The sequence below is a fragment of the Aureimonas phyllosphaerae genome (assembly GCF_900113065.1).
Classification (GTDB): domain Bacteria; phylum Pseudomonadota; class Alphaproteobacteria; order Rhizobiales; family Rhizobiaceae; genus Aureimonas; species Aureimonas phyllosphaerae.
On sequence record NZ_FOOA01000044.1, the window covers coordinates 1 to 13036 of the forward strand.

Genomic DNA, 13036 nt, shown 5'->3' on the forward strand with positions numbered 1-13036 from the left:
GAGCTGAGGCTGACGATCGTGTTGCCGAGCGTGAAAACCGGGCGGCAGTTTCCCGCCGTCCGGCCTGTAGACCTTAGTTCGCCGAGGGCATCGGCGCCCCGTTCGCCGCGGGCGGCGCCGGCGGCAGCGTGAGATCGGGAATGCGATCGGTCAGCGGCTTGGCCGCTGCGATGCAGGCGTCCATAGGCTCATCGCCGCAGTTGATCCGGATACCCGCATCGCGGCCGAGCCGGATTTCCACGCCCTTGCCCATCGGCGGCGGGGGTGGCGGTCCGCGGTGATCGCCGGGACGCGGCGCCTCGCCCGGAGGGGGCGGAGGCGGCAAGTCGGCCGGTGCGGGACGGGCGTTGCCGTCCGGTCCGGGCATGGCCGCAGCGGCCGGCTGTGGGGGCGGAGCATCGGGCGACGGCGCACTCTGCGCCGCCGCGAACGAGGTGAGCCCGACGGCAAAAGCCGTTGCGAGCAACGCTGATTTGATCATGAGATGTCGATCCTTGAGCAAGATGCTTCGATCCGGCGCCTTTCGGATCGGGCCTTGAGCCATGGCGCCAATTGAGAACGGACGCCAAAGGGGCTGGGGTCTGCCCGGCGGTTTCGCCGGGCAGTTGGGGAAAGGGTTTGATCCGACCCGGATGGGGCCAGCCCGTGAAGGCGATCAGTTCGCCTCGTCCGGCGCATCCGGGCCAGCAGGACCGAGGTAGCGCGGACCGTGCTTCGGCCCATGATGGGGCGGGGGCGGCGGATCGAGCTCGTCGATATGCTGGTCGGCATGCTGGATGGCGCTGGCATGGAGGAAGCCGTCGCGGAAGCGGCCCTGCACCGTCACGGTCTCGCCAGCCGTCACCAGCTTAACTCCCTCGCCGGCCCGGCCGGTCTCGACCAGCGCCTTGGCGGCGCCGTCACTCACCACGAACTTGTTGCCGTAGATCTCGGCCACCTGGCCGGCGATGCCGACCTCTGACGAGGATTCGAGATCGGAGATGGGCGTAACGGCAAGGCTGGTGTCGAACGTGGCCTCGCGGTGCTGCGTCGCGCTCCAGGCGGCAGCACCGCCGACAAAACCAAGCGCCAGGACACCAAGGGCACCGACACTGAGGATCGCGTTGCGCGAGGTCAGGCGCTGGCGGCCTGCGGTCGTCCTTGCTGCGGGGTTCGCAGCGGCATGTGTCGGGGTGGGCGTTTCGTTGAGATCGTCGGTCATTGTCATCACCGCTCCTGTTTCGGTGAGGACGGTTCTAGGCTCCGGCAGCCCTCGGCACGCTGAACCGGACGGTTCAGGTTCGGTTCACGTCGACGTTACCGTTGGTTCGATACGACGAGGACCGGCGGCCCGTCGCAGTTCGCCGGAACCGTCGACCTCAGCGGCGGATGCGGTTTCCCAGGATGAAGCCGAACAGGCCCATGAGGATGATGCCGAGCGCACCCTGCAGGCCGACGAGGATATTTGCGGTTCGTCCGACCACCGTCATCCCGATCTCTGGCGGGTTGGATGTCATCATGTTGAGAGCGCTGTAGCTGACGATGTCGATGAGGTTTCGCGTCGCGCTCTCGTGCCCCTGCGGGACGAGGCCGCCAAGAACCCCGTACAGCACGGCGAAGATCGCTATAAGGACCACGAAGGCCCGGAAGATCCTCGACATGCTCTCGCCGTAGTCGCAAAGCCATTCCACGAAGCGATCTGACGCGAAGGCGTAGATATGCGGTAGGGCTCCGCTCCAGTCCTTGCGCTTGATCGCCTCGCGAGCCTTGGCCCTTGAACCCAGACAGCCCATCTTGCGGCCCTTCTTGTAAGCCCAACCCGCTTCTGCCTTCGCCCCGATGCTTGTGAAGTTCGCCTCCAACGCCGCATAGCCGCCACGCGCTGCGTCGTAGTTCTTGTCGATTTCCTCGCCCAAGGCTCCGCCGAGTTGCTCGATCCGAATGCGGCACCCCTCCATCCACGCGCCGTTGAAACGGGCGCGCCTGAGATTGCAGCTCGACAGATCAAGACGAATGAGGCGCGTGTCGGATAGATCGGCGTCCTCGAAATCCGTCCCTCCCAAGGTCGCGCCCGTAAAGTTCGCGCCGCGAAGCCTGGATCCGCGCAGCTTCGTGCCCTTCAGACTTGCACCCGCAAAATCCGAATACGTCAGGTTCACGTCGGATAGGTTCGCCTCGTCGAGGCGTGCCTTCCTGAATATGGTCCTGTCAGCATCCGCGCCGCTGAAGTCGGCGCCCCAGGCATCGGCACCCTCGAAGTCGGCACCGTCCAGAAGCGCAGTTTGAAACCGGGCGAACCGTAAATGGGCCGCCTCGAACCGAGCATCTTCCAGCATCGCACCCTGGAATGAGGCCTGACCTGCGACCGCGGCGCGAAACGACGATCCGCTGAAGTCGCCCTCGTTGAACCTGGCTTCCTCGATCAATGCGCCGTCGAACCGCGTTCCGCGCCCGACCCCGCCCGTTATGTCCGTGCGTTGCAGATTGGCCTTGGACAGGTCGCTGTCGGAAAGAGAAAATTGGCTCAACGCAGTGTCGCTGAGATTCAGCCCCTGCCATTGGTCGTCCCACCAGGCCGCCGGAACCTCCATGCTCGAAATCGCTTGCGCCAGCGCGGGGGCACTAGCGTGTAGGCCTCGAAGGGCGGTCGCCCTTGTAGTTCGACGTTGTCCCGAACTATGGGAAGCGGCAAGCCAGTTGAGGAACGCCTCCAACCGCTGCCGCGCGGGTTCCGTCTTGTCGGGCGCTGATCGGGGTTCCAGAGCAGCGTCGCTGAGGACATCGGACCGCGGCTTCGCTCCTACGGTATCCATTCGCTTGCCGCCTCGCATCGATTTCGAAGGAACAAGGGTGGGACCGGGGGTTCGTCAAGCCCAACGACGATTAAGCCAAGCTTCGTCCCTTGGCCTTTAGGCAAGCTTTGGCACTGCCGCGAGCTGATGCCCAACCGCCTCCGTCGCGCCGTACTCGAACACTACGCGTACGGCGAGACGATACGGACCGAAGAGACCTTGTCGACCTATGCTCAGGCAGCGCGGATCATGCGCCGGCGGATCCAAGAAGCGGCCGCACGCTGGCGGCTATGCGGCAACGCTTCGTCCGCGACGTTCAGGCAGATCGATAGCAGAATGACCAGCTCGGCAATTCTGCCGAGCTGGCGCCAACGTGATTTACATCGGTGGCACGACGCCCTGATTGCCAACGACGACGAACGCGGTCGAAAGCGAACCGTCGGCCGCCTTCGTCGCCGGGACGAACACCGGCGCGCCGGGTTTCAGGTCGGCCGCCGAAGCGTCGGCGAAGGTGACGACGGGAATGCCCGCCGGCAGGGTGATCTGCTTGGATCCCGTCGGATAGGTCAGCGTCAGCTCGCGACCCGACACGCTTTCCACGGCGTTCGACACCGTCGCGTTGGTCATGGTCGAGTTGGCCTGAAGATCCCAGGGGAAACTGCCCTCGTTCGCCCCCTTCATCGTGGCCGGGAAGATCAGCACCTCCAGCGCTCCCGCCTTGCCACCTTCGGCGGGAAGCGTGGCGGCGCCCACGTAGTCGCCGGTCTTGATGTCGCTCGCCGACGCCGCCTTGATGCCGCGGATGCCGACATTCGGCGCCATGGCGATCGTCACCACGGGACCCTCGCGCGCGGTGACGGACAGCGTGCCGCCATCGACGGCGGCGATCGTGCCGCGCACGCGGGTCGGCTGTCCGTCCTGCGCAGCGGCCAGGGACACCGATGCGGCCAGCGTGCCGATCAGGAGAACGGCGGTTCGTGTCAGTCGGCGCATCTAAAGGGCTTTCGCATGGGCGCCCGGAATCGGACAGCCAACCTAGGCGGCCAACAGGCGGCCCCGATCTCGGTAGATTCAAGGCAGGACCCTGCGAAGCCGTCGATCTCGTCACACCGTTCGCCGTTTCATGCAGGGAGGTGCCTTCCACTACGCGAGATCCTGCCGGTCCATCCTCTCGATTAGGACGTAGCGGGCGCTTTGCGCTGGCGTCCGACATCAAGCGCAACGCCAGCGGAGCGCTTCGATCTCGGCGACCGGCCGGATATACCCGGCGAAGTCTTGGGCTCAGTAGCTAACCCACTTTCGCCAGCCCTTCCGCGAAGTCCCGAATGCGCTGAACCATAGTGTCAGCTGGCGGGGCCGCGGTCCAACTTGTCCCGAGCGATCTGGACGGCCTCAAGCGGCGTTCCGGTCGCGTGGCTGAAGGCGACGACGTCGTTCTCGTTCGCCAACAGGAAGTCGAGCACGCCGACGAAAAAGCCAGGTTGGTCGGCCGCCTGCCGGATGCCGTCGGCCTCGATCCCAGTCAGGTCTAGGAAACGGCCCATCAGATTCGGTTCGCTGGCGATGTAGCCGAGCGCGTCGATTGCGAGTTGCTCGGCGTCAACGCTGGCGGGCTTGGCGAGGCGGCGGTCGAGCATGGGGCGGCTCCGGTTCGAATCCTACAATACAGAACAAAATAGGAACAAAAGCTTCCCCGCAACCGTCTTCCGAGTCATCATCCACAGAGCGAATCGCATGGAGACGGACGCTGTCGAAGCTGGCCGAACGGATCACGGACCTGCCGTTGAAGGACGATCTCGACGAGGCGATTGAGGATGCGATCCGAACCTGTGGCGGAGACCCTCGTGTCGCCGTCGGCGCGCTGATCCTGGGGCAGCGCCAGCTTCTAGAGCAGATGGCCGGCGCCGTATCAGCAGGCTATGTGCGACGCCATTAACGGGTACGAAATGTCAACGAACGTCGACACGAATCGGGCGCGCCCTTAGAGTTTGCAGATGATATGGCTGCAGTGGATCTTTCGCGGACTGAACGTCGCTGTGTTTCTCGTGCTGATAGCCCTCGTCGGCATGCACGGGGCTGCGACCATTGAACCCGGGGCGTGGGAATATAAAGACCTTGTTGCCGTACTGTTGAGCGTAGTTTCGATCATTGTTACGTTCATTGGCATCATCGTGGCTATTGCAGCGATTTGGGGGTACCAAACTATTCGTAGCCTGGCAGAAGAGAAGGCTATCGAAGCATCGCAGCTAGGCAGTGCACAGTATCTCGCTTCCAGTGAGTTCAAGGCCGATCTCAAAGCCCAAATCGAGGACGCTATACGGACAGCGGCGCGGGAGGCTGTTCAAGACGAGCTTACAACATCGGTGCTGCGTTCTGACGTGGCTCCCGAACACCAAGCAAGGGAAGAAGAATGGCGCGACTGACAATGGCGAATGTGCCGTCGGCCGCGGCGGAGGTTATTAAGCGGCATCAGATGGAAGCGCCTGTGAAGGTCGGAGCGATTGCTCGTGACCTTGGAGTCGCCGTCCTTATAAGTGACTTGCCATTGGCAGTTTCGGGGATGCTTTCACGGAACCAGGACGATCGGACCCGGTGGACTATTCGGGTCAATCGCCATGAGCATCGCCATCGACAACGTTTTACGATTGCTCATGAGATCGCTCACTATGTGCTGCATCGTAGTGAGATAAAGGACGAACTGGTCGACGACACATTCTACAGAAGCGGTCTGCCTGAACGGATAGAGTACGAAGCAAACGCTCTGGCCGCAGAGATTCTCATGCCCTGGCCGTTGATTCGACAATTGATGGACGGAGGTACCGCAACCGCTGCGGGTCTTGCCGAAGCGCTGGAGGTATCGCAGGCTGCAATGAGTATACGACTCGGCCTGCCGACCTGAGTTTCATTTGGGAGACGTAGTTGGGCGTTCAGCACACGTACTATCCAGCGATCTCGACCCGCCAAAGTGAAATCCGTGCACTCAAGGAGCTCGCCGAGCCAACGAAAGATCGCCTGTTTCCGATCGTTCGTTTGCAAGCGTGGTCGAGGCCGAAAGCTGGACAAGGTGGGCCACTTGAGCGAAGTTTGACTCACATAAAGGACGCTTTGGGCATCAGGCCATTTGCCCTAGATGTTCAGGTCCCTCGGCAGCTCCCAACAACAGAATGGGCGCAACTCGGTATCGACGAGCAGTCGCGGCTATTCGCGCCTTCGGGCGGATTTGCAAATTGGTGCGATATCGTCGAGACGGACGAACGCCTCATTCCGACTGTCATTTGGGCGGATAACCATGCTGCATTGCGCACCCAAGTAAGCCGCCTTGCAGCGCTGGGACGCGGATTAGTTTTTAGGTTTCGGCGATCGCAAGGTTGGAATCTAGCGGATGCTGCTAGTCTGCTTGACCTAGCTCTCGGCGATGGGCCCGTTCTATTCATGTTCGACTGCGAGCAAATCGGCGCAAGGGACGATCTGACGGCCATAGGATTGTCTGTTCGTGGAGCTATGCTGGCTGTTGCCGGTATGTTTGAGCCCGAAAATAGCGAATTCATGCTCTGTGGCTCTAGCTTTCCGAGTCAGTTTGCAGAGATCAACCCGGAGCACGCAGTAATAGATATCCGCGAACGCGTGCTTTTTCAGATGCTAAGGGCCAGTCCGCTTTTGCTTCAAGCTGGCGTAGTGCTGAAATACGGCGATCACGCGTCCGTGTTCGCTGGAGAAAGAGAACCCGCTTTTCGCGGAGCGCCGCGTGTCGACTACCCAACGAGATCTCGTTGGGTATATCATCGGTGCGCGCAGGGATTCAGTACGGCAGTTGCCCGTGTCCGCGCCGACAGCCGCTGGGACGAGACGCTCTTATGCTGGGGAGCTCAACGTATTCGACGAGCACATGGTGGCGACTTGCAAGGGCTGAATAGCCAATCTCCATGGGTTGCGATGCGCATCAATATCCATCTTCACTTGCAGGCACATCATGACGACGGCGGGGCGTTGGTTATTGAAGAGGCGTGGGTAGATTAGCTCTGAATTCGCCTCTTGATTTCTTCTGGTATTGGCCCAAAGCTTCTTCCTACGAACTCAAACGTGGATCGCTCAGAATCCGACGAGTTGTCGTTGCGTTTCAACGCAACTACTTTAGCGTCAGCTAGGCGCAAGCGTTTCCATAGCCGCAACATGTTGAGATCGTTCGGCCCTATGGCTCGGCCCTTGGTAGAGGCAGCGAATTCGTACGTCGTTCCTTTATATCGGTGACGCATGAAATCCAACGATGCACGCCGTATCTCGTCGTCCGGAAGGGATAAAGCTTCCGCCACAACATTCTCGCGTCGAAGCAGGCCGCTATTTTTCGGCAGCAATCTCCGAATTTCCGTTACGGGCAGTAAGCTCAAGGCGGCCGACGCCGACCACACAGGCGATGGGACTGGCTCTCTAACTTGCCGAATGTTCAGCCCGTCGTCAGACCGTTGCAGCTCCAAAACTCCTACGAAGTCCGGCACAGACGAAATTGCGGACGGAAGGTGTTTCGTCGCGACCGCAATGGAAACCATGTCAGAGATCGAAGCGTATGCTGCAATTTGGCTACGCAGCCGTGACAGGTCATCACTCTCGGTCTTGATTTCATAGGTGTGAAGCTGACCGTCCACGACGGCCACATCGACTCGGTTTGCGTACTTGCCGACAGCTAGTTCGAGAATGATCGCGTCCGCCGCCCTCAGGGCACCGCCGCGGCGCAAAAACTGCAGAAGGCTCGCCACAGCCTCATGCTCCGCTGAGTACCCGGCGATCATTCCTGTTGTTCGTTTCGCCACGCTTCCTCCGTGTGGTTTAGGCCCCCCCTTACCGACGGCGGCGTGATGGGTTCACAATCGCAGGGCTTCCTTACGCAGGCCGAACCAAGCGTCGGGTACGGCCCGGATCCGCGCCACACACCTTTGGTCTATCAAGATGTCAACGGCTGAGACGTGGAGATACCTATTGGCGCCAATTCCCGCCGCCCCAACGCCCTGCCGATCACGCTATGAAACGCCGCATAGTTCGGCGCCGCCATCGGATAATTCTTCGGCAGGCCCCATCGCCGGCGGTAGCCCGTCGGCGATGGGGCCGAGCGAGCGGACATGCCGCTCGAGCACCTTGAACCGCTGGCCCGTCTCTAGGGACACGATGTGGTCGGGCGCCACAGTCTCCGCGATCGGCACGATTGGATCGTCCGTGGTAGAGGAACGGGCACGTAAGGGACGGAGCAATCGGATACGCACATGAACGGTGAATGGCTCCCTGCCCCATTGGTCCCGAAGCATGACGAGCCAATCACCTTTAAGGTCTGGCAAAGGCGGGAAGTCAGGCGCGAAATCGCCGCGGCTCGCCTTACCCTTCTAGCACGCGGCGTGCATCCGGGCCTCGATCCGGTTCTGCAGCTTGCCGAACTCGAAATCATCGACATTGCGACCGGGCGTGGCCCGCTGCTTGACGGACAATGTCGCAATTCGGAAGACTGATGCGGCTGATCCTGTCTGCGCTGCTTGCATGCTTCTTCGCCACCTCATCAGCCGCAGAGGCGATCGAAGGGCGCGCCACGGTCGTCAACGACGACGGCTAGCGCAGCAGCCCCGGCACTACAGGCCACGAGCTTAGCCATTTGTCGGCTACCCACTTGGCCTCAAACTGCGCTCTTTGGGTTTCAGATTTCCCGGTGAGCTCTGACTCTGTGGAGACGAAGCATCAACTCGCGATCTTCGGCTGATCGCAGACGACATCGTCGACCCTGACGTCGATCGCGCCGATCTTGACGCCGAGCGCCTCCAGCAGACCGTCGAGGATCGTATCGAGGGGTCCGGACAGGGCCAGAAGCGCTGTCCGAACGATGCCGGTGACGAGACTGTCTCCCAAACCAAGGCCCAGCCCCAGCACCCGGACCTCGAGGCGCAGGGACCGGAAGAGATCATCGACCAGCGCCGATACCATGCGCGTCGAGCCGATCTGGCGGATCGTCCCGTTGCCGATCTCGCGCCCGGTGAAGGTCAAGGTCGTTGGATTGGCTGCTCGGACCGTTGCCAGCGCATGCGCCCGAACCGTGAGAAGCGGCAGTCTGAGAAGATCCGCCATCCGGTTGTTGGGGATGAGGCCCACGCTTTCGAGCTTGGAGGCGCTCTCTCCCAGCTCGAGCCGCACGGCGCCCGGCTGCACCACGACCGTCACGCTGCGCTTCAGAGGGTCCGCGTTGCAGACGGCTTTCGTCACACTGGCGGTCCCTGCAGCCACCGCCATCTCCAAGGGAACGTCAAGCTTGGTCGACAGAAGACCGAGCACGACCCCGGTCTCGACGCGAACCTGGCTTCGAACCTGGGACGTCTCCAGCGAGACGCCGGCATCGGAGACTGCGACAGAGGGATGCTGCACCATTGGCTCGCCGACCAGGAGAGCGACGGACGCCGATGCAAGTCCCGGGATCGTCAGGTTCGTCGACAGGGCGCTTCCAGATCGGCGCGGCGTCAGCGCGGCCGAGAGCAGACCGGACACCGAGACGTCCGCCGACAGATAGCTCGACGGAGTACCGATCTTCAGGTCGCGGACGTCCTTCGGCAGATCCAGAACATCGCCGAGCCGGATGCGGGCATTGGCCGAGGCCAGGTTGTAGCCGAGATGCGCCACATCGGCAGCCGGCGCTGGCTTGCCCGCACTGCGCAGCGCATCGCCGACGGCCTGCACCAGGACCTTGACCGTGATCTCGCGCTCCAGAAGCTCACCGATTGTGCCGGACGTCGCACCGACTGCGTCGGCAAGCGCGGCGACGAGGCCCGAGCTCTGCAGGGTGGATCGGACGAGGCCGTCATACCCGAGGATCGACAGATCGACCCGGCTGCCGAGAAGCGACTGCGTCAGCGCCGCCGGAATGCCGCCGGATACCGTCGCGAGCTTGGAGCCGATGGCGAACGAGACCGCCGGTCGCACGACGGCCGTCGCTGCGACGTGGAGCACCGGCGGCTCGCTGAGATAAAGGGCGGAGAAGAAGAGGCTCGTCGGCCGCTTCGCTCTCACATGGACCGCGCCGCCGCCGGCGCCCTCCTGGAAGATCGTCCTGCCGTCCGCTCCTGTGACGAGGCCGCCAAGAAGCACCTCGACGTCAGCCGATGGATCGCCATTGTCGATCACGATGCGGCGCGCCGTCTCGTCCTCACGCCCCGCGGCAGCCGCCGCGGACAGGGCCGCCAGATCCACGGCGTTCTGCATCCGCTGCCGGTCATAGAGAAAGTAGCCGTAGTCGGTGCCAAGGGCTGCGAACCCGATCACGATCGGCATGGTCAGGGCGGCCACCACACCGACCGCGCCGAGGGTTTCGCGAAGAAAGACGCGCCAGACCATCAGTGCTGGACCGCGATGACGGCGCTGGCCGATTGCTGGGCGGGAAAGCGGAAGGCGGCCGAGACGATCGGAATGTCGGGGATATGCGAGACATCCATGGAGACGCTGACGACGAGGGATGAGGACGTCTCGTTGACGGCGAGGTCGATGCGTGATGGGTCGAGAAGCGCAAAGGATCCGGCGCTGTCGCGGATGAAGGTTCGCACGGCACCCTCCCGATCGACGGCATTCCCGCTCGGCAGAGCTTGCCTGGCGGCCGATGCGGCAAGCTGGGACAGCGCGTGCTGAACACCGATCGCGTGACCGATGCGCAGGGTCCCGAAGATGAGAAGGAGAAGAAGCGGTGCAAGGGCCGCAAACTCGATGGCGATCGACCCGGAACGCTCGCGCTGGATGAACTGGCGAAAGCCGGAGCGCGATCGGTGCTGTGTGGCCATGAGCCCCTCCTGCAACCTTTGAGGAGGTCATCACAACTCACGCGACAAACGTTGTCCATAAGGTTGTATGCACACGCGCAAGTTATAGATTATAAAGCTATAACGGTACGGTAGCGTCGCATTGGATAGCCGGTAGAATCGATGGCAATCAACCTGCAGCCACAGACCACGCCTGCACCATCCGTCTCTCTACGAAGACGAGCGCAGGCGATCCGACTTCGTGATGGCTTCAAGCAGGCGTAACAGCTTCTCCCGCACGTCGGGATCCTCGATCCGCAGGAGAGCGGCGGTCAGGTCGTCGTCCGCCCCCGTCATCGGAGGAGAAGCGAGCGTATCGCCTCGCTCTGCCGGCCCACAAAACGCAAAGAAGAACGAAAGCTCGACGCCCAGCGTCTCGGCTGCCTTGAAGAGGGTGCTGGCGCTGATGCGGTTGCGTCCGCTCTCGTATTTGTGGACCTGCTGGTACGTCAACCCGAGTTCGTCCGCGAGTGCCGCAAGCGTCATCTGGCGCCGCAGCCGCGCAGCCTTCAGCCGCTCCCCGATGCTGTGATCAACCTCGTCGATGGGAGGCATGGGTGAGCCCGATCTTCAAACGCGTGACGGTATCTGCGGGCAAGAGAATGCGCCCGGCGGGTCTTCATGTCGCATCATATATCAGTGTCGTACGGTTTCGACATTCAATTCACGATTGAATATGATGCGTTCCACGTCGTGCACACTGGCAGCGAGGCGCAATGAAGGACCATGCAGCGTCGCCTGCCACGACGTCCGATGCCTTTCTCGGCGTCTGGACCTGGAACGCCCGGACCGGGATCGTTGTGGCCTGCAGCGACGTGTGTCGCTACGTGAACATTCCAGCCGATGTCGGGATCCACGGCGTCCCGGCCGAACGCTTCTACGAGGCGATCCATCCCGACGACACGAAAGGGCTCGTTCAGGCGGTCGAGAAGGCGCTGCACGGCGACGACCCCTTCTCGGCCGAGTATCGCATCGTCAGCGTGGAGCATGGCACGATCCGTGTTCGCTCCAACGGCCGGTGCTTTCGGGACGATGCCGGCAGGCCGACGCATATCTCGGGTTATCTCAGCCGTATCGATTTGCGCCCCGTCGTGGCGGCCGATGACGAGACGGTGCTCAACGACGTGATCGAGCACCTCAGCGCAGCGTTCGAGGCTGCAGCACGCCTGTCGAAGCCCGTCCTGTCCAAGCTGATCTCGGCTGTGCTGCTGGAAGCCGGCACGCAGCTTGCGGCGTTTCTGCGCCGACATTGAGACGGTTTGGCACGCGCCAGGGGCCTCCAACCCATTGGGGAATGCCGCTCCTGTGATGCGGCAAATCCGCCAACCAAGCGTAAACGTGGCGGCAAGATAGGGCGCACCCATCAACTTCAAGTCGATCCTCTCAATCCGGACGTGTGGAGTTAAGCTTCACTTAAGGCGTGGTCGGGATGCTGGCCATGGGGAACCAAGGATGAACCCTCATGGACACGACATCGAACTCGCAAACGATCACCGACGTGTGCACAGCGACCGCCCGCATCGTCGGCATCGCGTCCCTCTCGATCCAACAGGTCGCGGAAAGCGGCGGCGACATCCCGCTGGAAGCTGCGGAGTTGTTCGAGCAACTGGCCAACGACCTTCTCGACCTGACGGCGATGATCTGCGCGCACAACCGGCTGGCTCGCAGTCGCAGCGCCGCAGAGAGCCCACCTTCAGCAAAAGCCGTTCCTGCGAAGGACGTCGCTTAACGGTTGTGCTACACATAACCAATTAGTGTGCAGCTTCAACCTGAGGGAGAAGCCGCATGACGAGTTACTACGTGATCGTCAGCCTGCTCGCCGGCGCCAATATCGCAGTCGCAGCGATCGTCATCTTCATCGCTCGGGACTACGAGGACCCGAACGATCCAGCCAAGTGGTGATGCCATCGAACGCGTCGGCGATGACGGAGGCGAGGCACTTGGTCCGTGCGGCCACCTTGCGCATGAGCGAGATCTCCTGTCCGGGCGACCTGCTTGGCTCGCGGAACCAGCCAGCCTGCCGTCCGATCTCTGGGACGAGGTTGTCCCCTATCCGCTCTGGTTCTGTCTGCTGGTGCAAATCAGCGGGTTCCTGGCGATCGCAGGGGTGATCTACGGGTTGTGTTAGGCAGCCGCGCGACTCCTCGCCTTCATCGGCTGACCATTAGATCCCACCGATCACGGAACCATAGAGCTGCGAAGCCCCAAATCATTCGACTTCCAATGATGGCGGATGACAGGCTGGTCGGCGTCGAGGCGCTGACACGGGTCCAGGTTCGTCCGTATCGCTCCCCCGATGCGTGGTTCCGCGATGCCTATGAAGTGGGGCTTGGCCCCGATCTCGAAATCGAGACGCTGGCGACCGCTCTCGGAGGCCTGGACCTCTTCCCGACCCATATGTTTCTCGCCCTCAACGTCTCGCCCGACATCCTTCTCGATCAACGGTTCTCCCCT

At 62.2% G+C, this 13036-nt stretch carries 17 protein-coding genes and 2 pseudogenes; 8 read left to right on the forward strand and 11 right to left on the reverse strand.

Annotated elements, in window-relative coordinates; translation table 11 throughout:
• Positions 1-73 precede the first annotated feature (73 nt).
• The 5 genes from BM175_RS22525 to BM175_RS21925 form a co-directional block, all read right to left on the reverse strand.
• Positions 74-502, reverse strand: coding sequence for a hypothetical protein (locus BM175_RS22525; RefSeq protein ID WP_139224589.1), 429 nt, complete (start codon positions 500-502; stop codon positions 74-76).
• 153 nt (positions 503-655) lie between these two features.
• A complete protein-coding gene (locus tag BM175_RS21910) occupies positions 656-1207 on the reverse strand; it encodes a hypothetical protein (protein ID WP_139224763.1) in 552 nt (183 codons plus the stop codon).
• Between the two features lie 151 nt (positions 1208-1358).
• Complete coding sequence (locus BM175_RS21915; protein WP_244546123.1) at positions 1359-2570, reverse strand: pentapeptide repeat-containing protein; 1212 nt, start codon at positions 2568-2570, stop codon at positions 1359-1361.
• Between the two features lie 579 nt (positions 2571-3149).
• Positions 3150-3764 carry a hypothetical protein gene (locus BM175_RS21920; protein ID WP_090966909.1) on the reverse strand — a complete coding sequence of 205 codons (615 nt, stop codon included), beginning with the start codon at positions 3762-3764 and terminating at the stop codon, positions 3150-3152.
• 350 nt (positions 3765-4114) lie between these two features.
• A complete protein-coding gene (locus tag BM175_RS21925) occupies positions 4115-4408 on the reverse strand; it encodes a DUF3572 domain-containing protein (RefSeq protein ID WP_090966911.1) in 294 nt (97 codons plus the stop codon).
• Positions 4409-4554: 146 nt separating this feature from the next.
• Between BM175_RS21925 and BM175_RS22530 the strand changes: the two genes are divergently transcribed.
• Genes BM175_RS22530 through BM175_RS21940 form a run of 4 tightly spaced genes read left to right on the forward strand, consistent with a single transcriptional unit; the run spans position 4555 to position 6788 of the window.
• Complete coding sequence (locus BM175_RS22530; protein WP_244546124.1) at positions 4555-4707, forward strand: hypothetical protein; 153 nt, start codon at positions 4555-4557, stop codon at positions 4705-4707.
• Between the two features lie 58 nt (positions 4708-4765).
• A complete protein-coding gene (locus tag BM175_RS21930; protein WP_090966913.1) occupies positions 4766-5194 on the forward strand; it encodes a hypothetical protein in 429 nt (142 codons plus the stop codon).
• Complete coding sequence (locus tag BM175_RS21935) at positions 5182-5670, forward strand: ImmA/IrrE family metallo-endopeptidase (protein WP_090966916.1); 489 nt, start codon at positions 5182-5184, stop codon at positions 5668-5670. The genes BM175_RS21930 and BM175_RS21935 overlap by 13 nt, the downstream gene beginning before the upstream one ends.
• A gap of 20 nt (positions 5671-5690) precedes the next feature.
• Positions 5691-6788, forward strand: coding sequence for a beta family protein (locus tag BM175_RS21940; RefSeq protein ID WP_090966918.1), 1098 nt, complete (start codon positions 5691-5693; stop codon positions 6786-6788).
• Here BM175_RS21940 and BM175_RS22535 read toward each other — a convergent pair.
• The 3 genes and pseudogenes from BM175_RS22535 to BM175_RS23410 all read right to left on the reverse strand — a co-directional run.
• The gene (locus BM175_RS22535; RefSeq protein WP_139224764.1) at positions 6785-7555 is read right to left on the reverse strand and encodes a sce7726 family protein; all 771 of its coding nucleotides are present in this window, start codon (positions 7553-7555) and stop codon (positions 6785-6787) included. The genes BM175_RS21940 and BM175_RS22535 overlap by 4 nt on opposite strands.
• Positions 7556-7707: 152 nt before the next feature.
• On the reverse strand, positions 7708-7884 hold the full coding sequence (locus tag BM175_RS23405) for a MucR family transcriptional regulator (RefSeq protein ID WP_090966920.1): 177 nt from the start codon (positions 7882-7884) through the stop codon (positions 7708-7710).
• Positions 7885-7888: 4 nt separating this feature from the next.
• A pseudogene (locus tag BM175_RS23410) lies at positions 7889-8065 on the reverse strand (hypothetical protein); the annotation flags it as partial.
• Between BM175_RS23410 and BM175_RS22910 the strand changes: the two are divergent.
• Positions 8024-8263 carry a hypothetical protein gene (locus tag BM175_RS22910; protein WP_175526976.1) on the forward strand — a complete coding sequence of 80 codons (240 nt, stop codon included), beginning with the start codon at positions 8024-8026 and terminating at the stop codon, positions 8261-8263. The pseudogene BM175_RS23410 and the gene BM175_RS22910 sit on opposite strands and share 42 nt — an antisense overlap.
• Before the next feature lie 223 nt (positions 8264-8486).
• Here BM175_RS22910 and BM175_RS21955 read toward each other — a convergent pair whose 3' ends face one another.
• The 3 genes from BM175_RS21955 to BM175_RS21965 all read right to left on the reverse strand — a co-directional run bounded on the left by BM175_RS21955 (position 8487) and on the right by BM175_RS21965 (position 11137).
• A complete protein-coding gene (locus BM175_RS21955; RefSeq protein WP_090966924.1) occupies positions 8487-10127 on the reverse strand; it encodes a pilus assembly protein TadG-related protein in 1641 nt (546 codons plus the stop codon).
• Complete coding sequence (locus BM175_RS21960; RefSeq protein WP_090966926.1) at positions 10127-10564, reverse strand: TadE/TadG family type IV pilus assembly protein; 438 nt, start codon at positions 10562-10564, stop codon at positions 10127-10129. The genes BM175_RS21955 and BM175_RS21960 overlap by 1 nt, the downstream gene beginning before the upstream one ends.
• A 189-nt stretch (positions 10565-10753) precedes the next feature.
• A complete protein-coding gene (locus tag BM175_RS21965; RefSeq protein WP_090966928.1) occupies positions 10754-11137 on the reverse strand; it encodes a helix-turn-helix domain-containing protein in 384 nt (127 codons plus the stop codon).
• Positions 11138-11298: 161 nt separating this feature from the next.
• Between BM175_RS21965 and BM175_RS21970 the strand changes: the two genes are divergently transcribed.
• The 3 genes and pseudogenes from BM175_RS21970 to BM175_RS21980 all read left to right on the forward strand — a co-directional run.
• Positions 11299-11835: a PAS domain-containing protein gene (locus BM175_RS21970; RefSeq protein WP_090966931.1), complete on the forward strand. Its 537-nt coding sequence runs from the start codon at positions 11299-11301 to the stop codon at positions 11833-11835.
• A gap of 209 nt (positions 11836-12044) precedes the next feature.
• Entirely contained in the window at positions 12045-12311 is a 267-nt protein-coding gene (locus tag BM175_RS21975) for a hypothetical protein (protein WP_090966933.1), read from the forward strand.
• Positions 12312-12808: 497 nt separating this feature from the next.
• Positions 12809-13036: pseudogene (locus BM175_RS21980) on the forward strand (diguanylate phosphodiesterase); the annotation flags it as partial.

Excerpts from the sequence above, each read along its gene's own strand:
- BM175_RS21965 (WP_090966928.1), bottom strand. The coding sequence starts at position 11,137 with ATGCCTCCCATCGACGAGGTTGATCACAGCATCGGGGAGCGGCTGAAG.
- BM175_RS21925 (WP_090966911.1), bottom strand. The coding sequence starts at position 4,408 with ATGCTCGACCGCCGCCTCGCCAAGCCCGCCAGCGTTGACGCCGAGCAA.
- BM175_RS21960 (WP_090966926.1), bottom strand. The coding sequence starts at position 10,564 with ATGGCCACACAGCACCGATCGCGCTCCGGCTTTCGCCAGTTCATCCAG.
- BM175_RS21930 (WP_090966913.1), top strand. The coding sequence starts at position 4,766 with ATGATATGGCTGCAGTGGATCTTTCGCGGACTGAACGTCGCTGTGTTT.
- BM175_RS21975 (WP_090966933.1), top strand. The coding sequence starts at position 12,045 with ATGGACACGACATCGAACTCGCAAACGATCACCGACGTGTGCACAGCG.
- BM175_RS22535 (WP_139224764.1), bottom strand. The coding sequence starts at position 7,555 with ATGATCGCCGGGTACTCAGCGGAGCATGAGGCTGTGGCGAGCCTTCTG.
- BM175_RS21910 (WP_139224763.1), bottom strand. The coding sequence starts at position 1,207 with ATGACAATGACCGACGATCTCAACGAAACGCCCACCCCGACACATGCC.
- BM175_RS21915 (WP_244546123.1), bottom strand. The coding sequence starts at position 2,570 with ATGGAGGTTCCGGCGGCCTGGTGGGACGACCAATGGCAGGGGCTGAAT.
- BM175_RS22910 (WP_175526976.1), top strand. The coding sequence starts at position 8,024 with ATGAACGGTGAATGGCTCCCTGCCCCATTGGTCCCGAAGCATGACGAG.
- BM175_RS21935 (WP_090966916.1), top strand. The coding sequence starts at position 5,182 with ATGGCGCGACTGACAATGGCGAATGTGCCGTCGGCCGCGGCGGAGGTT.
- BM175_RS23405 (WP_090966920.1), bottom strand. The coding sequence starts at position 7,884 with ATGTCCGCTCGCTCGGCCCCATCGCCGACGGGCTACCGCCGGCGATGG.
- BM175_RS21970 (WP_090966931.1), top strand. The coding sequence starts at position 11,299 with ATGAAGGACCATGCAGCGTCGCCTGCCACGACGTCCGATGCCTTTCTC.
- BM175_RS21955 (WP_090966924.1), bottom strand. The coding sequence starts at position 10,127 with ATGGTCTGGCGCGTCTTTCTTCGCGAAACCCTCGGCGCGGTCGGTGTG.
- BM175_RS21920 (WP_090966909.1), bottom strand. The coding sequence starts at position 3,764 with ATGCGCCGACTGACACGAACCGCCGTTCTCCTGATCGGCACGCTGGCC.